This window comes from Limosilactobacillus difficilis (assembly GCF_947387495.1).
Lineage (GTDB): Bacteria > Bacillota > Bacilli > Lactobacillales > Lactobacillaceae > Limosilactobacillus > Limosilactobacillus difficilis.
This window is the reverse complement of record NZ_CANDNU010000030.1, coordinates 1-20,884: the sequence shown is the minus strand read 5'-3', so window position 1 is coordinate 20,884 and position 20,884 is coordinate 1. Positions and strand designations below refer to the sequence as shown.

General features: G+C 51.1%; 17 protein-coding genes and 1 pseudogene. 11 read left to right on the top strand and 7 right to left on the bottom strand.

Annotation, left to right across the window (positions count from 1 at the left end; genetic code table 11):
• Nucleotides 1-113: 113 nt before the first annotated feature.
• Together QOR82_RS06440 and QOR82_RS06435 are read right to left on the bottom strand one after the other, a co-directional pair.
• Nucleotides 114-2,069: a cation:proton antiporter gene (locus tag QOR82_RS06440; RefSeq protein ID WP_283583956.1), complete on the bottom strand. Its 1,956-nt coding sequence runs from the start codon at nucleotides 2,067-2,069 to the stop codon at nucleotides 114-116.
• Nucleotides 2,070-2,204: 135 nt separating this feature from the next.
• Entirely contained in the window at nucleotides 2,205-3,164 is a 960-nt protein-coding gene (locus QOR82_RS06435) for a nucleoside hydrolase (RefSeq protein WP_283583955.1), read from the bottom strand.
• Nucleotides 3,165-3,354: 190 nt separating this feature from the next.
• On the opposite strand from QOR82_RS06435, the gene QOR82_RS06430 reads away from it, so the two are divergent.
• Together QOR82_RS06430 and QOR82_RS06425 are read left to right on the top strand one after the other, a co-directional pair.
• Nucleotides 3,355-4,359 (top strand): NAD(P)/FAD-dependent oxidoreductase, encoded by a 1,005-nt coding sequence (locus QOR82_RS06430; RefSeq protein ID WP_283583954.1) that lies wholly within the window; start codon nucleotides 3,355-3,357, stop codon nucleotides 4,357-4,359.
• 34 nt (nucleotides 4,360-4,393) lie between these two features.
• Nucleotides 4,394-5,242: a YdcF family protein gene (locus QOR82_RS06425; protein ID WP_283583953.1), complete on the top strand. Its 849-nt coding sequence runs from the start codon at nucleotides 4,394-4,396 to the stop codon at nucleotides 5,240-5,242.
• A gap of 67 nt (nucleotides 5,243-5,309) precedes the next feature.
• On the opposite strand, the gene QOR82_RS06420 is transcribed toward QOR82_RS06425, so the two are convergent.
• Nucleotides 5,310-7,442: an LTA synthase family protein gene (locus tag QOR82_RS06420; RefSeq protein WP_283583952.1), complete on the bottom strand. Its 2,133-nt coding sequence runs from the start codon at nucleotides 7,440-7,442 to the stop codon at nucleotides 5,310-5,312.
• Nucleotides 7,443-7,649: 207 nt separating this feature from the next.
• On the opposite strand from QOR82_RS06420, the gene QOR82_RS06415 reads away from it, so the two are divergent.
• From QOR82_RS06415 to QOR82_RS06405, 3 genes are all read left to right on the top strand, one after another.
• Complete coding sequence (locus QOR82_RS06415) at nucleotides 7,650-8,318, top strand: histidine phosphatase family protein (protein ID WP_283583951.1); 669 nt, start codon at nucleotides 7,650-7,652, stop codon at nucleotides 8,316-8,318.
• A 17-nt stretch (nucleotides 8,319-8,335) separates the two neighbouring features.
• A complete protein-coding gene (locus QOR82_RS06410) occupies nucleotides 8,336-9,886 on the top strand; it encodes a gluconokinase (RefSeq protein ID WP_283583950.1) in 1,551 nt (516 codons plus the stop codon).
• A gap of 69 nt (nucleotides 9,887-9,955) precedes the next feature.
• Complete coding sequence (locus QOR82_RS06405; RefSeq protein WP_283583949.1) at nucleotides 9,956-12,481, top strand: M1 family metallopeptidase; 2,526 nt, start codon at nucleotides 9,956-9,958, stop codon at nucleotides 12,479-12,481.
• Between the two features lie 121 nt (nucleotides 12,482-12,602).
• Here QOR82_RS06405 and QOR82_RS06400 read toward each other — a convergent pair whose 3' ends face one another.
• Nucleotides 12,603-12,809 carry a hypothetical protein gene (locus QOR82_RS06400; RefSeq protein ID WP_283583948.1) on the bottom strand — a complete coding sequence of 69 codons (207 nt, stop codon included), beginning with the start codon at nucleotides 12,807-12,809 and terminating at the stop codon, nucleotides 12,603-12,605.
• 9 nt (nucleotides 12,810-12,818) lie between these two features.
• Nucleotides 12,819-13,382, bottom strand: coding sequence for a hypothetical protein (locus QOR82_RS06395; RefSeq protein WP_283583947.1), 564 nt, complete (start codon nucleotides 13,380-13,382; stop codon nucleotides 12,819-12,821).
• Here QOR82_RS06395 and QOR82_RS06390 point away from each other — a divergent pair.
• Nucleotides 13,290-14,614, top strand: a pseudogene (locus tag QOR82_RS06390) (D-alanyl-D-alanine carboxypeptidase family protein). The gene QOR82_RS06395 and the pseudogene QOR82_RS06390 sit on opposite strands and share 93 nt — an antisense overlap.
• Before the next feature lie 78 nt (nucleotides 14,615-14,692).
• Here QOR82_RS06390 and QOR82_RS06385 read toward each other — a convergent pair.
• Entirely contained in the window at nucleotides 14,693-16,132 is a 1,440-nt protein-coding gene (locus QOR82_RS06385) for a C69 family dipeptidase (protein WP_283583946.1), read from the bottom strand.
• 73 nt (nucleotides 16,133-16,205) lie between these two features.
• The gene (locus QOR82_RS06380; protein WP_283583945.1) at nucleotides 16,206-17,123 is read right to left on the bottom strand and encodes a magnesium transporter CorA family protein; all 918 of its coding nucleotides are present in this window, start codon (nucleotides 17,121-17,123) and stop codon (nucleotides 16,206-16,208) included.
• Nucleotides 17,124-17,233: 110 nt separating this feature from the next.
• On the opposite strand from QOR82_RS06380, the gene QOR82_RS06375 reads away from it, so the two are divergent.
• The 5 genes from QOR82_RS06375 (at nucleotide 17,234) to QOR82_RS06355 (ending at nucleotide 20,790) form a co-directional block, all read left to right on the top strand.
• Nucleotides 17,234-18,154 (top strand): RluA family pseudouridine synthase, encoded by a 921-nt coding sequence (locus tag QOR82_RS06375; RefSeq protein WP_283583957.1) that lies wholly within the window; start codon nucleotides 17,234-17,236, stop codon nucleotides 18,152-18,154.
• 20 nt (nucleotides 18,155-18,174) lie between these two features.
• Nucleotides 18,175-18,966 carry a TerC family protein gene (locus QOR82_RS06370; RefSeq protein WP_283583944.1) on the top strand — a complete coding sequence of 264 codons (792 nt, stop codon included), beginning with the start codon at nucleotides 18,175-18,177 and terminating at the stop codon, nucleotides 18,964-18,966.
• A complete protein-coding gene (gene trxA / locus QOR82_RS06365; protein ID WP_283583943.1) occupies nucleotides 18,956-19,273 on the top strand; it encodes a thioredoxin in 318 nt (105 codons plus the stop codon). The genes QOR82_RS06370 and trxA overlap by 11 nt, the downstream gene beginning before the upstream one ends.
• Before the next feature lie 143 nt (nucleotides 19,274-19,416).
• Nucleotides 19,417-20,340, top strand: coding sequence for a ribokinase (gene rbsK / locus QOR82_RS06360; RefSeq protein WP_283583942.1), 924 nt, complete (start codon nucleotides 19,417-19,419; stop codon nucleotides 20,338-20,340).
• A 72-nt stretch (nucleotides 20,341-20,412) separates the two neighbouring features.
• A complete protein-coding gene (locus QOR82_RS06355) occupies nucleotides 20,413-20,790 on the top strand; it encodes a hypothetical protein (RefSeq protein WP_283583941.1) in 378 nt (125 codons plus the stop codon).
• The last annotated feature ends 94 nt before the right edge of the window (nucleotides 20,791-20,884 follow it).

The following is a 20,884-nucleotide window of genomic DNA, read 5'->3' as shown; positions in this document are numbered from 1 at the left end:
CCGATAGGCCATCCATTTTTCAAAACATCCCATCAATTAAAAAAAGTCCATTCAGAATTTTTGCCAAATTCCGAATGGGCTTTATCATTTTAGGGACTTATGTCACAGCCCCTTTAATCGAGTGACTGGGCGTGGACCATTTCGTCAGTCGAAATTCGCATGTTCAAGGCGTTGGCCAACGTCTGGTTGATCTGGCCGTCGTTGAGTTGTGAGCGGACGTAACTGTGTTCCGCTTGGAAAGCCTCAACGAAGAGACTCATGACCACTTCGTCATCAATTGTCTGGTGCTGGTTGAAGAAACGTTGGCGGTTAAAGTAACCGCGGCGTACTGCTGCAACTTCATTGACGTTATCAGGGGTTTGAACTTCGGACAAATATTGCTCAACTGTCAGGTTGACTTCCTTAAGGATCCTGGCGAAGGTGAGCGGCTTGGTGGCCGGCAACTTGGCCTTCTGTACTTTCATCCTGCGTTTGAAACGCCGTCGCTTGATGCGCCGCTTCCAGATGGTAAAGAGATTGCGGAACAAGTGGTGGCCGTTGAAGGACAGTAAGCGGGTGACGTGCTGTTGGTAAAAGTCGGCGGTGGCGTCGGAAATTTGACCGACTGAGTTCAGCTGGTCTACCGTTGCCATTTCCACTTGTTGAGTTCCCTCGAGAATGGTCTCATAGACTTCTTGGTTGATTGCCGTCATTTCAGTCATCTGGCTGGTTAGCTGGTTGATAACGATGCCAGTTTCCTGATTTTTGTGGTCGCCGTACTTCATCTGGAGGTGGGTAATGGCTGATTGGACTGCTTCGACGAGGTGAGCCTGAAATTCATCATCACTGTAGCCGCGCCTTTTGGCGGGCAGGACGCGGGGCAGGGTGATGGCACCGACGACCAGGCTGATGAGAATCACCATCGTGGTGATAATGATTAGCAGATTACGGAAAGTGGTGACGTGATCATGGATAGCGACAGGGATAGAGAATGCCATCGCCATGGCAATGGTACCGTGGATACCGCCGATGGCCAGTAGAAAAGCCCCTTTATTTGGCGACTGCTGATAGTCAGCAAAGTTTAATTTCACCAGGCCAAAGCGTGCCCAGAGGAAACGGATCAGGGTCATGACGAGGTAGAGGCCAACCCCGATTTCGAACGCTTCAAGGAGTACGGTCGAAGTGATGCCGTGGAGTACTTGGGGCAGGGTGGCACCGAGGAAGACAAAGACCAGTCCATTTAAAATGTCCCGGATGATGTTCCAGGAGGCCGCTCCTACTACCTGCATTTCGGTGGAAGTCAGTTGAAGACGGTTGTAGAGGATACTGTGGACGATGCCGGCCGCGACGACGGCCAGGATTCCCGATAGGTGGATTTCTTCCGCCAAGAAATAGACGACCAGGGGAGTCATCAGATCGATCGGCACGACAATTGAAGTGATGTCTGCATACTGGCTCATCAGCCAGAGGCGTAGCTTAATGATGATGAAGCCCATCACCAAGCCAAAGGCAATCCCGCCGGCAAAAACGTAGAGAAAAGTTCCGATGCCGCTACCAATAGAAAAGCCGCCATCGGTTAAGGAGGCCAGGGCCAGGTTGAAGAGGACGATTCCAGAAGCATCATTGAACAGTGATTCATACTCAAGGGCGGTGTTGACGTTTTCTGGCATATTAACGTTAGTCGTCAAAGATTTAACGGCAACAGCGTCCGTCGGGGTGATGATGGCGGCCAGCATAAAGGCTAGCGGCAGAGTAAACGGTTGTGGGATAAGCCCATGCAGACCGAGTCCCAAAATGATAACGGAGACGATTGCCAGGACGAGCGCCATCGAGAGGATGGTATTGATATGACGGGTGAGCTGGCGTGCTGACTGGCGTTGCCCGTCATTGTACAAGAGGGGCGCGATGACGAGCATCATAAATAATTCTGGATGCAGGCGAAACATAGTGGCTTGCAACGGCAAGAGTGAAAGAATGATCCCGGCCGCAATCTGATAGATAGCGAGCGGCAAACGGGGGATGATCATGTGGACAATATTGGCGGCTACAACGGCAACGATCAAGTAGAATATTCCGGCGACGGTTTCCATACGTTGGTCCTTTCTGCGTGTTCTGAATTGAACAGGCCTGTTAATAGTCCCATTATAAGGGAAATTTGAAAGCGAAAAAATAAAAAGAAGCTGGGAAGGTTATCCTAGCTTCTTTTGCTGTGTCATGATGGATTTTTAGTGTTTTTGAAACAGCTTCGTCAGGTAGTCCATGAACGTCTTCAGGTAACGTTCCTTGTCGACATTGACGGCGACGTTGACGTTCGGGTTCGGACTGTTGAGCTTCTTGTTGTCGCCAATGGTCCGGCCGTAGTTGTGGCCTTCGTAAACTACCTTCATGTGCAACGGAATCGTCGTAACGAAGGATGGGTCCAGCGAAACACCGACGGCCAGTGGGTCGTGCAGAGCACAGCCGTTTTTATCGATGTCCAGGTTGTAGTAGGCGTCGATGTAGAAGTCGGTGATGTCAGCATAAGCCTTGCCGGCCTTGGTTCCCAGTGCCCGCCACTTAGCGGTTTCTTTCTTGGTCAGCAGGGTCCGCAGGGTGACGTCCAGCCCTACCATGGTTTCAGGCAGGTCGCTGGACAACACGGTGTTGGCCGCCTTGGCATCCTGGTTGATGTTGGCCTCGGCGACGTCAGTGACGTTACCCTCGACCGTCAGGGCCCCGCCCATGAAGGTGACGTTGCCAATCAGCTTGGTGATTGACGGGTCCTTTTCGATGGCGGCGGCGAGGTTGGTCATCGGACCAGTTGGCACGATGATCAGGTCCTTGCCATACTTGTGGGCCGCTTCGATGAAGAAGTCCACCCCGGATTCAGCTTCGACCTGGCGCTTTGGAGTCGGCAATTGAACTTCGCCGATCCCGTTGTTGCCATGGATATCCTTGGAAACTTGCATAACGTCAAAGTGGTCACTTGTGCTGGAGTGCGGCAGTCCTTTGTAGACCGGCACCTGGGTCTGCCCCAGCAATTCCAGTAACTTGAGTGAGTTTTCGGCACAGACGTCCAAGAGATTGTTGCCGTATGATGCGACAATCCCAATCAGGTCAACGTCCGGCGCAGCAGTTGCGTAGGCAATTGCCAGTGCGTCGTCAACACCAGTATCGAGGTCCAGGATTATTTTTTTCTTTGCCATGTTTAGTCCTCCATTTGTTTTTCCGTTTACTTGGTTTCATTAGATTACATCTCTTATGATACCGACTTGGAAGCGCAAACACAAGGGAAAAGTAAAATGTTTTACCAAATGGCAGATTATTTCATCGCGCCCGATGGATCTGATACAATAATGAACGTATGCATTCGGCTAGAAAAAGAAGGGAAAAGACATGAGTGAAATTTATGATGCAACGGTTATTGGTGGCGGCCCGGCAGGAATGTTTGCGGCCTTTTATTGCGGCTTGAACCAACTCAAGGTGCAGTTGGTCGAAGCTTTGCCACAATTTGGGGGCCAGCTGACCGCGCTGTATCCTGAAAAGAAGATTTGGGACGTGGCCGGCCTGCCAGGTGTCAAGTCAGCGGATCTGGTGAAAAAGCTGGAGGAGCAGTTGCAGCTGGTGCCAGTGGACAAGTTCACAGGTGAGAAGGTTACTGACGTCACTAAGGAAGCGGATGGCAGCTTCACCATCACCAGTGGCGACCGGATTTCTCACAGTAAGGCGATTATCATTGCGCTGGGTAACGGGGCGTTCAAGGCGCGGCCTCTGGCGCTACCAGGCGTTGACAAGATGGTGGAAAAGCAAGTCCACTACTTTGTCCGTCATAAGGAAGATTTTGCTGGCCAACGGGTGGCAGTTCTCGGTGGTGGTAATTCCGCTCTTGATAACGCCCAAATGCTGGCGCCGGTTGCTAAAGAAGTTACTGTCATTCACCGGCGCAATAACTTCCGCGGCCACAAATTGGTTGTTGACGAATTGCAGTCAACGGCCAACGTTAACCTGATGACCCCCTATCTTTCGCGGGAGATTAAGCTGACTGACGGCGGCGCTGTCCAGTTAACCTTGCGGAAAATGCACAGTAACGATGAAGAGAAGACTCTGACAGTCGATGCGGTAGTCGTCAACTACGGTTTCACAGCCAACAACGCGGCTCTACGTGACTGGTCGCTTGACTTGGCGAGCGAACGCAATCAGCTGACGGTTGACACGTCGATGGCTACTAACATTCCTGGTGCTTATGCTATCGGGGACGGGGTCCACTATGAAGGTCGGACGCCTTTGATCGCCACTGGTTTTGGCGAGGCCCCAATCGCGGCGACGGCAATTACAAAGCTGCTTTATCCGGAGCGGACGGTTTCGGGGCACAGTTCCTCGCTGGATTTAGGACACAAGTAAGCTTACTGAGTTGAATGCTCATTGCGGAACGGGAATGGTGGAAAATTTGCAGCAATCAGTTATCGTCCTAGTCATCGTGGTGGTTACTGTAATGATCTGGCTGGGTTATGGCTTAGCAAGCTGGCGGGCGCGGCGCTTTGGCTGGCGACCACACAAACAGGCGCGCGGGGTTGGTTTATTCAATGTGCTGATCCTCTTGCCGTTTGTCTTTGCCCTTGGCTGGCGAGCAATGCGCCAGAGCTTCTTTGTTGGGCGCTGGGCCTTCCTTGCTTTAGCCTTGTTGGCGAGCCTGCTGGATTTGTTGTGGCTGGTCTACTTTTTCATCCTTGACCGGCTTTGGCACCATTCATTCCCCAGACGTGCTGACTACCTTGTCGTTCTCGGCTGTTACATCGGTAAACAGCGTTTATCCCCTTTTTTGCAGGGGCGCTGCGAGGTAGCAGTTCGGTTATTCCAGCGCGTGCCGACGGCGAAGCTGGTTATTTGTGGCGGCCAGGGCAGTGACGAAGCGATGACCGAAGCTAAAGCCATGTTTGGCTACCTCCAGTCGCGGGGGATTCCTCCAGCGAAAATGTTTCTTGAACAGCGTTCAACTTCTACTGCTGAGAATCTTGCCTTTGCCAGACACCTCATCGATACTGATTGGCGGGGTGGTCGCCCTGCTAGATGGGTGATCATCAGCAGTGCCTATCATGTACCGCGGGCATTGTTATTGGCGCACCGAATGGGGGTGTGTGCGACCGGAATTGGTCATCAACTCCCGCTAGCCTGTCTGCCTGACGAAATTTGTCGGGAGTACGGGGCTATTCTAAAGATGAGTCCCGCCTGGGTGATTGGGATGGTATTAATCTCGATTATCGGTAGTTGGCTTATTTTAATATAGCAAAAGGGTTCAGGAAAAAATCGTTTTTCCCTGAACCCTTTTTATTTTGTGATCGCGAAAGAAAGGCTTAATTCTTATTTGAATCCGGATTGGTAATCTTGATCCGGTTTGAATCAGTCGATTTGTGGTTCTTTTCAGGCGCGTTGGTCTGGTAATCACTGACCGTGCTCTTGTTGCCGTTCTTGTTATATAGGCTGGTTGATTTCTTACCCAGTTTACGTTCAATCCGCTTTTCACGCTTCAACCCTCCCGAGTAGTTGTAATCAGACGGATTGACTGTCTTGAAGCCTGTCGGGTGGTAGAAGCGCAAGAGGTTCTTTTCGTTCAGTGAATCGGACAGGCGCAATTCATTGATGACGTGCTTGCGATCGGCTTTGATGTGCTTCTTTTGTCGCTGGTTGAGTTTGGCAACACGACCATCGCTATTCTTATAGACTGTCCCGTTGACACTCGTGTAGTGTGGGGTGACGAAGTCCTGGTTGCGGAAAGCGACAACTTGGTCGTGATGACTGGAGAAGAGGTCGGTCCCGAACTGGATGTAACGGTGGGTGCTAATCCCCAGCAAGTGCATCAAGGTTGGCAAAACATCAATTTCCCCGCCGTAAACGTGGCTGATATAGCCGTGGTTACCGGAATTCGGGATGACAAACATCATCGGCACCCGCTGCAGCTGGGCATTGTCGAAGTCGGTCCAGGAGTCAGCGGACTTGCCGAGAACGCTGGCCAAATTCTTGTTTTCACTGTTAGAGATGCCGTAGTGGTCGCCATAAATCATGATGATACTGTGGTTGTAAAGACCAGTCTTCTTGAGGTAATTGAAGAATTCCTGGATGGATTGGTCGAGGTAGTGGGCGGTGACAAAGTAATTATCGACGGTCGTGTCACCAGTGTTCGTGGTTTGGAAGTTCGGGTCCTTATCTTCATTGTCCAGTTCGAACGGGAAGTGGTTGGTGACGGTCAGGTATTTGACATAGAACGGTTGCTGCAGGTTTTGCAGGTACCGGATCGAGTTATCAAAGAGCAACTTGTCCTTCAAACCGTAACCGGTGGCCTTGTCGCCAGAAGTGTCAAAGTAGCTGGCGTCGAAGAAGTATTGGTAGCCCAAATTCTTGTAGACGTTGTTTCGGTTCCAGAAACTAGCGACGTTGCCGTGGAAGACACCGGTGGTATAGCCAGCACGCTGGTGGAGGATCGCTGGGGCCCCTTGGAAGGTGTTGTCGCTGCCTAATGTGGCGAAGAGTGATCCTTGGGGAAGACCAAAGGTGCTGGTTTCCAGCATATTTTCGGCATCACTGGTCTTTCCTTGGCCAACCTGGTGGAAGAAGTTATCAAAGGCGTAAGTTTCCTTGCTGTGGTACAAAGAGTTCAAGAAGGGCGTCACTTCCTGGCCGTTGATTTTTTTATCGATGATAAATTGCTGGAAACTTTCTAGGTGAATGATGATCACGTTGCGACCCTTGGCAATGCCATACATCCGCTTGTTCGGGGCGGCGTAGTGGGCCTTGGTGTATTTGCGCACCTGGTCTAGTTCGGACGGCGTGGCCGTTTTGCGCATGTCGTTGATGTGCTGTGATTTCACGAGGTCGTAGCCGGTGAAGAAGTCTACCCCCATGTACTTGACAATGTAGGTCCGATCAAAAGTCCGGCCCAGCAATTGGGGCCGGTTCATTTCGGCAACCATCAAGTTGAGCCCACAAACGACGAAGGCAATCGAAGTGATTGAAAATGCCAGGCGGTTGCTCAGTGCCCGCGGGTCAAAGTGGATCCGCCGGAAGAGCATTAAAAGTAGGATGATCACCAGGTCGGCCCAGTATAGGAGATCGTGGACGTTTGTCAGGGCAAGGGAACTCCCAGACAAACCCTGATTGACCTTAGAATAACCGGTCATTGTGGCAATCGTCATGAAGTCCGTAAATTCTCGGAAATAGATGACGTTAAGGTACAAAAGCAGGGTGTTCAGTGCGTCAATCCCCAGCAAAACAGGGTAGAAGAAGCGCGATCGTTTGAAATAAAAAGCAATGCCAAAGAGCAGAATCGTGGTCCCCAGCGGATTGAAGATGAGGATGAAGTACTGCAGGATGCCATTGACGCCGAGCTTAAAATCGGCGAAGTAAGCTAATAAAGTTTTCAACCAAAAAAGGACCACTAGGATTGTGAATAACCCAATCCGTGTGTCCGCAAAGCTGCTGAGTTTTTTCATCAGATTGATAATCCTCGCGTAATTAACTCTTTCAACAATTTCTTATTCAGTATATAAGGTATTCTATCACATTTTGCACATTCGGCTTTGGCCATTTATCGGCCCGGCTTTGGACGAAAAAGACGGCCAATTCGAGGACGAATAATTGTTCAAGGCTTCACCGGCGGGTTAAAATGAAGTTGCTAATTCGGATTGGAGGAATCAAAGATGACAAAGCTGAATCTGTATCTTGTTCGTCATGGTCAGACTTATTTTAATATTTACAACAAATTGCAGGGTTGGAGCAATTCACCGTTAACCGACAAGGGGAAGCAAAATGCGGTCAATGCCGGGAAAATGCTTCAAAACGTGCATTTTGCGGCGGCTTTTTGTAGTGACACTACGCGAGCCCAGGAGACGATTAAGAAAATCCTGTCGATGAACAAGGCGGATTCAGTCAAGACGGCCACTTATTCGCCATACTTCCGGGAAGAATTCTACGGGGTCTTTGAGGGCACTAACATGTCCCTGGCTTGGGAGATGGCAGGCTTGCCCCATGGCTACAAGAGCTTCAAGGAGATCGTCACGGCCCATTCAATCGGGACGGCTAAAGATTACCTGCACGATGCCGATCCTTTCCACCAGGCTGAGAATAATCAGATGTACTGGGAACGGGTCAACAAGGGGCTGGCGTTGATTCAAAATAGCGGTCTCCATGATGGAGATAACGTTTTGTGGATAAGCCATGGCAACACACTGCTTAGCCTGGTAGAACGTTTTGGCCAGGGTAAGTACGATGTGACCGAGCGCCCGGCTAATGGCAGCTTGACAAAATTGATCATGGACGGTGATCAGATCAGCGTTGCCGCTTATAATCAAACCAAACTAGAGAAATAAAGGATTAGGGAGAAATAATGTCATATATTGTTGGTGTTGATGTTGGAACTACGAGTACAAAAGCTGTGCTGTATGACGAACACGCCCGCATTTTAGGGCAGGCAAGCCGCTACAGCCAGCTTTTTCGTGATTCCACCGGGATGGCCGAATTGGATCCTGAACAACTAGTGGAAAACGTGGTTGCGGTGATCCGTGAAGCAGTCGCACAGGTCGATGGTGCGGCGCAACAGGTCGCAGCCGTCGCGTTTTCGAGTGCAAACCAAAGCGTTTTGCTGTTGGACCAGAACCACCAGACTATTTCCCGGGTAATAACTTGGGCTGATACCCGGGCGGCAGCCGTTGCTGACAGCTTCCGCCAGTCGCTGTCGGCGGAATCCCTTTATATGCGAACGGGAACACCGATTCACCCGATGTCGCCCTTAATTAAGCTGATGTGGCTGCAGCAGGCTCACCCGGACGTCATGACCAAGACCCGTTACGTCGCGGACATCAAATCCTACCTCTTTTACCGCTTCTTTGGCTGCTTTAAGGTTGATATTTCGGTGGCCAGTGGGACGGGGATGTTTAACATTAACCAGCGTGACTGGGATGCTGATGCCGTCAAACGCGCAGGCATTACGATTGACCAGCTGCCGACAATCGTGAATGGCACGGAGCAAGAAAGAAAATTACGGCCGGCTGTTGCGCAAGCACTTGGTCTGCCCGCAACAACCCCCTTTGTCTATGGTGCTTTTGATGGGGCAACGGCCAATCTCGGCGTGGGGGCGCTCCATGAAAACACTATCGCGATTACGATCGGCACGTCTGCCGCAGTCCGGGTGGTGACAGATCATCCGGTAATCGATCCCCAGCAGCGCTTATTCTGCTACGCCCTTGACAAGTATCACTGGGTGATCGGCGGGCCGTTGAATAACGGTGGCGATGTGTATCAGTGGGCGGTTAACCAGTTATTAGATGGTCACATGACCGCCCAAAACCGTGAGCAGCGCTACGCCCGGGCCAACCAGCTGATTACTTCGACCCCGGCCGGAGCTCATGGCTTGCTTTTTTACCCGTTCCTCGGCGGTGAACGAGCTCCTTTGTGGGATGCCGATGCCCGGGGGAGTTTCTACGGCTTATCTGAACTGCATACGCGGGCTGATATGTTGCGGGCCGTTCTAGAAGGGATCAACATGAATATCGCCTCGGTTTACCAGTTGGTGGTTGACCTAGTCGGTAAACCAAAAAAAGTGACAGCGACGGGCGGCTTCGCTCGTTCATCGATTTGGCGCCAGATGCTTCCCGACATCCTGGACGTGGACGTTGAGATTCCGAACAGTTTTGAATCGGGGTGTCTGGGGGCGGCCGTGATGGCAATGCAGAGCCTGGGGATGGTTGATGATTTGACGGCCGTGGAAGACTTTATCGGCGAGAAGCGCTACTACGCGCCACGTCCGACACAGGCCGATGTCTACCAGCGGATTTTACCGATTTTTACCCAGCTGGAGAGCATTATGCAGCCGGGGTTTAAGATGCTGACCGAGCTGCAAGGGCAACTCGCTGACGCGGCCAATGATGAAGGCCACTAGGACCGGACATTAGGTACTGAGACGGGTTATAATGAAACAATGAAACTAAGAAAAAGGAGTAAGGCTGATATGGCTGAACACAAAGGTTTAGTAGAGACATTCCAACCAGAACATTATGATATTTACCTGGACATTAACCGCCAGGCAAAGACGATCCAAGGGACCACGACCATCACTGGAGAGGTCCGACAATCACCAATTAAGATCAATCAGAAGTACTTGACCATCGACCACGTGACAAGCGGGGGAAAGGAGCTGCCCTTTGAAGTCGATGACAAGAACGAATTGATCGCCATCCAAGCGCCAGAAGGCAAACTCACCTTCCAGATTACTTACCACGCTCCGTTAACTGACACGATGATGGGGATCTACCCGTCATACTACCAGGTTGACGGCCAACAAAAACAACTGATCGGGACCCAGTTTGAAACGACTGCTGCCCGCCAGGCTTTCCCGTGTGTTGACGAACCTGCCGCTAAGGCAACCTTCACCCTGGCCATCAAGTTTGACGAACACAAGGGTGAGACTGTGATTGCTAACACGCCTGAGGATCACGTTCAAGATGGGGTTCACTACTTCAAGCCGACTGTTCGGATGTCAACCTACCTGGTGGCCTTTGCCTTTGGTGAAATGCAGAGTAAGCTGACCCATACCAAGAGTGGGGTGGAAGTCGGCGTCTTCAGTACCAAGGCCCACCAAGCTAAGGAACTGGACTTCGCCCTTGATATTGCCAAGCGTTGCATCGAATTCTATGAGGACTTCTACCAGACGCCGTATCCGCTGGAGCATTCCTACCAGCTAGCGCTGCCGGACTTTTCTGCCGGAGCAATGGAAAACTGGGGACTGGTGACTTACCGGGAAGCTTATTTGACAGTGGATCCGGACAACACCACTCTTGAAAATAAGCAGTTGGTTGCGACCGTCATCACCCACGAATTGGCTCACCAGTGGTTCGGTGACCTCGTGACGATGAAGTGGTGGGATGACCTGTGGTTGAACGAAAGTTTTGCCAACATGATGGAATACGTTGCGGTGGACGCCCTGGAACCCGATTGGCATATCTGGGAGATGTTCCAGACAAGCGAGGCGCCGATGGCCTTGCAGCGTGACGCTACTGATGGGGTCCAGCCGGTGCATGTCGAAGTCCACAATCCAGCTGAAATCGACTCGATCTTTGACCCGGCGATCGTTTATGCCAAGGGTTCGCGGATGTTAGTGATGGTGCGGGCACTGTTAGGTGACGATGCCTTGCGCAAGGGCCTGAAGAACTACTTCGCTGCCCATAAGTACGACAACGCCGCGGGAGATGACCTGTGGAAAGCCCTCGGCGATGCTTCGGGGATGGATATCGGGGCAATTATGCATTCGTGGTTGGAACAGCCAGGCTACCCGGTTGTTACTGCTGGCGTCGAAGACGGGCAGTTGGTTCTGCGTCAGCAGCAGTTCTTCATTGGCGAACACCAGGATGCAGGTCGGCGCTGGCAGATCCCGTTGAACGCCAACTATGAGGCCCTGCCAGAAATCATGAAGGATCCGGAGATCAAGCTTGGCGATTACGAAAAGCTGCGCAAGCAGGAAGGCAAGCCACTGATCATCAACGATGGCAACAACTCTCACTTCATCGTGAAATACGACGACCAATTGATGGATGACCTGTTGGATCATCTGGCCGACCTTTCGCCAATTGACCAGTTAGCTATTCTGCAGGATGCTCGCTTGCTGGCTCAGGGACAGCAACGCTCCTACGCTGAGCTGGTTCCGTTGATTAGGCGTTTTGCGGATAGCCATTCGGCAGTGGTCAACAACGCCCTATACCGGATCGCAAACTACTTCAAGAACTTCGTCACGCCGGGGAAGAGTGAAGAAAACCTGCGGCGGTTCTTTGGCAAGCTCAGTCATGCCCAGCTGCAGCGCCTGGGCTGGAAGAGCCAGGAAGCCGAGAGTAATGATGATCAGCTGACGCGGCCGTACATCTTAAGTGCTGCCCTCTATGCCAAGGATCCAGTTGCCATTCAGGACGCTCACCGCATTTTTGAGGCCTATCAGGACAAACCGGCCGAATTGGCGGCTGACACCCGGCTCTTTGTCTTGCGCAATGAAGTTCAAAATTACGGTAGCGGAGTTCTGTTTGACCAGCTCTTGAATGATTACCGGCATACTTCAGACCCGTCCTACAAGGAAGATATCTGTGCGGCTTTAACCAGCACGACGGATGGAAAACTGCTGGATAAGCTGGTAAGCCACTTTGAAGATGCGGCGACAATCAAGCCGCAAGACCTACGTGCCTGGTACCGTGGCGTGCTGGCTAATCCGAAGGGCCAGCAAAAAGCCTGGGATTGGCTGCGCGACCAGTGGGCTTGGCTGGAAAAGACGGTCGGTGGTGACATGGAATTTGCCACCTACATCACGGTTACGTCTAGTCTTTTCCACACCCAGCCGCGGTTGGCAGAATTTAAGAAGTTCTTTGAACCAAAGATCAATACGCCAGGATTAACCCGGGAAATCAAGATGGACATCAACATCATCGCGGGGAAAGTGGCCCTGATCGACGCCGAGAAGGATGCCGTCAACCAGGCAATCGCAAAAGAAAATTAGTTGAACAAAATTGATAGGTAGCCCAACGGGGGGATGGTAGCCCCATCGTTGGGTTATTTTTGGTTTTGAATAAAAAAGCACCGGGGAGGCGGTTGCCTCTGCCGGTGTCGCCGAACGGTCATCAGGAATGAAAATCGTAGTTGTTAACTAACTTGATTGCCACTAAAATGATGTCTATCACAATCAGAAAAATCAATATTTGGCCGCTGCGGAGCCGGGCAAGCGGTAAGATGATTGTCAGGAAGTTATAAGCAATAATGGCTAAGATGAGCATGATGTCGGTTACGAAAATATGCTTGATAAAATGTGGGGTTAGTTTATTGATCATCTTTTGCTCCTACTTGACGGTGAGGGTCGTTTCCTTAGGAATTTGCTGCAGCCAGTGTGCGTCTTGACTTGAGACTTCAATCGTGTTGGGGAAATGAGCCCTGTTTTTGAACCAGTTTGCCCGGCTGTGTTTCCCATTGACCATCATTGGGGCTTCGAGGTAGCCGAGCTTGTCAAAGCTTACCCAGTTTTCAGCGATGATTTGGTTATTGTGGTGTACATGGAAGGTCCGTTCGCCCCGCGCACGGTTGACGTGGGTCGTAGTTGGCGGCAGGTTGACTTTGGCGTTGGCGACGTAGATTGCCTTGTGATGGCAAATTACGTACAAGCGGTTGGTGTGACGGACGGCCACCAGCTGATAATTTTGTTTGGGGTTGATAAGGGGGTATTTGCCCCATTCAGAAGAATGCCTTAAATTAGGCCGTCTCAGTCTGTTCAACGCCATACGCTGGCTGACAAAGGTGGCCTGGGCGATAAAATTATGCGAGTAAAAACCGAAAGCATTAATTCCGATGATCACGACGGCCAATGCCAAAAAGGCGCAACGCATCATCTTCTTCAATTCAATATTCACAGTACAAATCCTCAATCTGGAGATCTCAATATGCCAAGACGACTAGTTTCCATTATCATCATTATCTGTTTATTATGCCTTAACGTGCCAGCTCATGCCAGCGCAAAAGTTGATTCCCGCGCTGCCATCATGGTGGATGCATCGACTGGTCAAATCATTTATGAGCAGAATGCCAACCAGGCTCTGCCGATTGCTTCCATTACTAAGCTACTGACCGTTGCTGTCATCCATGATGAATTACAACAGCACGTTATTACCAGCACCACCAAGGTGAAAGTGACCCCAGAGATTGCTGCCATCTCGAATAATCCGGCCTATTCGAGTATTGGCTTGCTGGCAGGGCAATCTTACCCCGTCATTGAACTACTTAATGCCGCACTGGTCAAATCCGCCGATGGGGCGACGGCGGCTCCATCGATGACTTTGTTATTAAGATGGAACAGAAGGCAACTCAGCTGGGATTGAAGCACGCGAAAATCATTAACCCCACCGGCTTGACGAATGGGGAAATGGGGCCGCTGAAATCCGCCAATTATTCGAATAATGACGAAAACGAAATGAGTGCAAAGGATGTTGCCTTATTGACCCGTTACCTCATCCGGTCCTATCCGGCTATTCTTCAGGTATCAGCGCAACCCCGTGCCAATTTTCTCATCAGCAAGGGCAACGTCAAATCTTTGGCAAATTTGAACAAGATGCTGCCCGGTGGCAAATACACCGTTCCCGGGGTCACAATCAACGGCCTAAAAACCGGTACCTCAGATAAGGCTGGGACTTGCTTCGTCAGCACTGGGCAATACCGGCATCACCAGATCATCACCGTCGTTCTTCACGCCAACGGCAATAACGCTGATAACCGTTTTGTTCAGACGCAACGGCTTTATCAGATGCTGAAGAATGACTACCGCCTGCAGCAAATCAAGCTGCCAGAGGATGTCGCCAACCCCAAAATTGATAATGGCGCCGTCAAGACCCTGGCAACGAATCCCCAAAGGCTGGGTATCTGGAGTGACCGAAAACTCAGGTCCTATACGGTTTCCCAAGATTTTAACGACCGGTTGACTGATAGAAGCCAAAATTTGCGGGCACCGATTAAAAAGGGTCAGAAGATCGGCCATTTACGCTTGACCAGTGCCCAACTAAAAACTGTTTCGAACGAACCGCTGACTTATCCCTTGTACAGCAACCAAACCGTGGAACGGGGCAGCTTCTTTGCGCGCCTCTTCCAGTGATCTTCCACAGTGGTCAAAAAAAGAACGCGACGGCGGTCAAAGTCGACCTCGTCGCGTTTTTGCTATCTTTACTTGTTTTTACAGATTGTCGCCCAGTTCATACTGGTACTTAGAATTCAACAGGGTGTGGTGGATCAGACTATCCAGGAGATCGCGGGTCTTGTCACTGATGTGGTTGGCAGTAGCAATGCTTTCCTTGGTCAAAAAGTCTTGCAGCTCTTGTCCGGAAAGTTTAGCAGCCTTGGCATCGATAGCGTCGACCCGGCCCACGCCGTAACTTTGGCAAGCGTCACGGAAGGCGTTGACTTCGTTGATGTAGTCGTGGTAGCGCGGTTCAACAACTACTTCCAGCAGCTTGTGCATCCAGTAGGCACTGTTGATGTCAAATTTCTGACTGGCCAGTTTGTAATTGGCAGGGGTATCATTGATGTTGGTGTAGAACGGAACATACGGACTGTAAGCGTAGAAACCGAAGTTAACCCACTGAATAGCGGCGTATTCGGCTGGCACGTCGTTACGAATCTGCAGAATGCTTGATTCCTGGTTCCGGTCGAGGGCGATCGAACGGAACTTCTGCATGTCCTTCTTGTCGCCGGAAGCGAAGGTGTCAAACGGGTCGTACTTGGTGCCATTGTAATGCGAGCTGAGGAAGAATTGAACGTCTTCGACTGCAATCTTCTTTTCCGGCCGGCGCAGCCACGGAATATCCTGGCTGGTTGGGTCCTGTTCGATGGACGGGTTGAAGAGCTTTTGCCCGTACCAGGTCCGAGGTGTGTTGTAGGTAGAGTCAGCTTCGTTTTGGCTGCCGAAGATGTTGCGGATGTTGAAGCTGTCCGGGTTCGGGTTGAGGTGGTGGCGTTCAACGAAGTCCTTGAGGTCCGGGTCGCAGAGGAAGTGATCCGGATCGTTGAAGTCAAATTCTTCGATACACATGATATTCGGGCAAATGGCGTAGCAATCGTCCGGAATCCGTTCGGCAACCCAGTGGTGCCCGGCCGCGGTTTCAAAGTACCAGATTTCGTCCTTGTTGGAGAAGGCGATCCCGTTGCATTCACCGGTGCCATACTTTTCGATGTACTTGCCGAGCAGCTCTACCCCTTCGCGTGGTGTCTTGATGAATGGCATGACGATGGAGAACATCGAATCTTCGTCGACCCCGTTCTTCACTAGCGGATCATGACCGAGACAACGAGGGTTAGTGAGTTCCGTTTCGGTGGAGCTCATCGCCACGTTGTACTGGTTGATCCCTTGTTCCCCCCAGATACCGTCGCTCTGGTCACCATTCGGGGTACTGGTGAAACGGGCACCTTCGCCGTGCAGATCGCATTCAAAACCGTTGTACTTGGAAACGTAGTGAACGCCATCGTAATTTTTAGCCGGGACGGAGACGAAGGTCTTGGGGTTGATCCCATCATAACCGTCTTCGTCACGCGCGATGATCGTCGAGCCATCCATTGACGCCTTCTTGCCGACTAAAATCGCGGTACACGATGTCTTTTTTAATTTAGCCTCTGCCATTATTTAAACTTCCCTTCAATGAAATTGTTTTCACGATTCGATTATACCCCAATTAGCAAAGTCGGCCCAGGACTTAATGCCACCAGCGTTTGTTAAACATGATCCAAAGGCACAGGCCCATCAGGATGAGGGCGATCAGGATGGTGATCTGCCAGGCAAAGGGCGAGTTGGCAAAGGGGAGTTTCTTCACGTTTTCCCCGTAAAAGCCCGAGACAATGGTGGGAATCGATAGCACAATCGAGTAGACAGTCAGAAACTTCATCGTTTCGTTCAGGTTGCTATCCAGCACTTTGGTGTAGGCGTTGGAGACCCGCTCGGACACGTCCGAGGTCATCTGGGCCATTTCCAGCCCTTGCTGAGCTTCAACGATCACGTCGTCGAGGTCGTTTTGCTGCTTGGTCGAGAGATCGGGGTAACGGCGCTTGAGTTCTTCCAGCAGGGAGACGTTTCCTTTTAACGACGTCAGGATGTAGACCAGGCCGGTTTCAATTTCGGTCATTTCAGTGATTGCTTTGCGCGCGGTGTGTTTGCCGAGACTTTCCTGGAGCTGCTGCCGTTGCTGGTCGGCCTTGCGAAGGGGGCCAAAATAAGCGGTGGACAGTTGGTAGAGGACGGGGAAGACCAAGTCAAAGCGGTCGGCAATGGTGCCGTTGTGTTGGAGCAAGGTGAGTTCCTTGGCAATCAGGCCGTTGACAAAATTAGTTTGAGCGTTGGTAAAAGTGATTAAGTTATTGCGCGTGAGCATGAGCCCGATGGGAGCTGTCTGGGCTGAGGATTGGGAGTGTGTCGGGACGTACACGTCGAAAATCAGCAGGGTGACGCCCGCTGCGGGGTCTACTTCTACCCGTGCCTTTTCGTAGGGGTCGATCGCGTAGCCCAGCATCTCTTGGGTCACTTCATATTTGTTGATCAGGGCTTGTCGCTCATTGGGCAGTGGCTCAAAAACGCTGATCCAATGACTGCTGCTGTTGATTGCTTCTGTGCTGAGCATCGTTTGTTCCTCCAATCCTCTCTCTTTCATTAATTGAACTATCTAATTCCGCAAAAGTAAAGCCAACAATTTTCAGATTAGCTATAATTGGGGCAACAGGAGGGATGATGATGGAAGCACGGTGGGTGATTAGGGAAGAACTGGCGGCTCAGCAAGCGCGAGGATCGTTGCGGCAGTTGCTGGAAAAGCAGTGGCTGCTGCCTCGCCACCTCGTGCATAGTTTGCGGAGCCGGCGCCAAGTGCTTTTAAACGGCCGTTACCAGCCGATGAATACGCCTGTTCGCCCTGGCGACCAGGTGACGCTCAATTTCTTCGGGGATGAATTTCGGACGGCCGAATCATCTTACGTTCCGACCTTATCACCCCGGCTTAGCATCCTATACGAAAATCGTGATCTGCTGGTGATCAATAAGCCAGCGGGGCAAAAGTCTCATCCTAACTACCGTGGGGAGACGGGGACCTTGATGAATGATGCAGCCGGTTACCTGAAAGCAACGGCGCCGCAATCGGCCGCTTATATGGTGCACCGGATCGACCAGCAGACCAGTGGGGCAATGATTGTCGCTAAAAACCCTGTGGTGGTACCGATCCTCGACCGTCTGATCAGCAGTGGCCGGATCCACCGCCATTACTTGGCCGTCGTCGCGGGGAAATTGCAGCCAGCCAGTGGCCATTTTGATTGGCCGATCGGCCGCGATCCGGCTGACCGCCGCAAACGGATGGTCAACGGGACACAGGCCCAGCCGGCTCTCACCTACTATCAGCTAGTAGATTCCAACGACCGGGCTAGCCTGGTTCGACTGCGCCTGGCGACGGGTCGGACCCACCAGATTCGAGTTCACTTGGCCCATGCCGGTCACCCCTTGCTCGGTGATCCATTGTACAATCCCGCTTCGCCGACCGAGCGGCTGATGTTGCACGGGGATGCTCTGCGCCTGGTGCTGCCTTTTTCCATGCAACCCCTGTTAATTCATGCGCCATTATCTCGCTTTTTTCAGCAAAAACTGATAAACTTTGCCTTAACAGATTAAATTAAAAAAGGAGGACCTCGTTGTCACTTTTAGCCAAACTTTACGGCCCATTCTTCAGTCTTGAAAACTGGGAGAACGTTATTACTTCCGGTCAGGATTGGTTGATTATTTTGTCGTTGGTAATGATTGAATGTCTGCTGTCAGTGGATAACGCGATCGTGCTTGCCGCCCAAACTCGGGTGCTGCCAACACTGAAGGAACAAGAGGAGTCCCTGTTTTACGGGATTTGGGGTTCTTACCTGTTTCGCTTTTTGATCATCGGTGTTGGGACCTACCTGATCCACTTCTGGGAGATCAAGGTGATTGGGGCAGCTTATCTGCTCTACTTGGTGTACCGCTTTTTTAGCAGCAAGTTATTTGGCAAAAAGCCGCGAAAACGGCGCACGCAGTCGATGAAGTTGCGTTCCAAGTTAACGGGACGGCGCTTCTTTTGGTCAGTGGTAGCCCAGATTGAGTTTATGGATATTATTTTCTCCATTGATTCCGTCCTAGCATCTCTGGCTGTTTCTAATAACCCCGTGATCGTTTTGATTGGTGGGATGATTGGGATCATCTGCATGCGGGGGATTGCGGAAGTTATCATTAAATTGATGCGCAAGATCCCCGAGCTGGAACCGATGGCCTATGTTTTGATTGCGATCATCGCGGTCAAGCTCTTCCTGACCGTGCCGGCAATTGACATTGAGATTCCATCAGACTGGTTTGGTCTTTTCATCGTCGGTATTTTTGGGTTGACTTTGGTCATCCACTTTATCCGGCGGGGTCGGGCTGGCCGCCGCAAGAAAGGAAGCAAGGTTAATAATGGCAATTGATGCGACTGTTGATAATTTTGACGCGACCGTTGATGGCCCGTTGACGTTAGTCGATTTCTGGGCCCCATGGTGCGGCCCCTGCAAGATGACCGAACCGGTGCTGCAGAAGCTGGAAGAACATTACGGCCAGCAAATTAAGTTTGTGCGCTTTAACGTCGATGGTCAGCAGGATCAGGCGACCAAGTATAAGGTTTATAGCGTGCCGTCATTGGTTTTGTTTCGTAACGGTCAGGCCAAGGAAAAGGTAACAGGGGTTTACCCCTATGAAAAGTTAGCTCATTATTTAGAGCGCAAGATAAAAGAATAAGATGGTGAGGACTGGCAAGTGATTGCTGGTCCTTTTGCTTTTTCTGACCGGAAGGCTTGCAATCGTTTTCAGCTTATGGTAGTCTAACCGTAGACGTAAAACGATTTACGAAATTTAGTCATCATCTTGAGGAGGGAATTAGAATGTCAAACAAAATTGCTGTCTTAGGGTCGATTAATGTGGATACAACTTACCATGTTGAACGTTTCCCCCAACCGGGTGAAACGATTTCCGCGCTGAGCAAGAGTTCGGCAGCCGGCGGGAAGGGCGCCAACCAAGCGGTGGCAGCTGTCCGCTCGGGAGCCAAGACCTACTTCATCGGCAAGGTCGGTGATGATAACGAAGGCCAGTTCATGTTGGAATCCCTCAAAGGTGAAGGAATTGATACCACCTGCATCCGGGTTGACAAAGGTCACGGGACTGGGACGGCGGCGATTACGCTCGATGCAAACGGCCAGAATGACATTATGGTTTATGGTGGTGCCAACCAGGCGTTGACCATTGATGACTTGACCGGAACGGCGAGCGTCTTTGACGACATTGATTTTTTGATCAGCCAGTTCGAGACCCCGCAGGTTGTCACGGCGGCTGCCTTTAAAGAAGCAAAGGAGCATGACGTCACGACGATTTTGAACCCAGCTCCAGCTAAGACAATCCATCCGGATCTGCTGAAGTACACGGACGTGATCACCCCAAACGAAACGGAGAGTGCGCTGATTTCTGGCATTGAGCTGACGGATGAGGACTCGATGGTGAAGACGGCGCAATTCTTTGCTGATCACGGGGTACGATACACCCTGATCACCCTGGGCTCAAAAGGGGTCTTCTACTCGACACCAAAGGACCACGGCTTAGTGCCAGCCTTCAAGGTTAAGGCCGTCGACACGACAGCAGCGGGTGACACCTTTATTGGGGCCACTGCTTCCCAGCTAGACAAAAACCTGGACAATGTTGAAGAAGCCCTGGTTTACGGGCAGCGGGCTTCGAGTCTGACGGTCCAACAGATGGGGGCAATGCCATCGATCCCAACCGGAGATCAGGTCAAGGCCGCCCTTAATCGGGATTAAGCAGTTCTTCTTCCTGGATAGTTGTACTCCCCAAAGAGTAAACTAGGGACAAAGAAATGGGGAGGAATAATTATGGATGAGAAACAGCAGGCGGCTTATGCGCAATTGCGACAGGACCTATTAAAACAGATTCGGCCAACCCAGCGTGCTTATTTAGACGTCTATTTTGGCAAGGATGCGGGCTATGAAAACGACAAGATGGCCGTTTTGAATTTCTTAGCCCATAATGAAATTGACGATGAAACGACTGAAGCGGTTTGCAAGCTGGCAATCCAACAAAACATCAGCCATTACATGCAGCACGAGCAAGAACAGCAGCGCCTGCGGCAGCAGTATAAGGATCTGACGACGATTGATGCAGCGATGGGAGCGCGATTGGGATCCAATATTGCTTCCGATTCGCCGAAGATGGCGGACCTGGCAAAGCTGAAATTTGATCGAGCCCAATAAACAACAAAAGGAGGGGGCTATATTAACTGGTATTGGTGAAAGCCGATGCCAGTTTTTATTATCTTAAATTGGCTAAATAAAAAAGGACATTTAA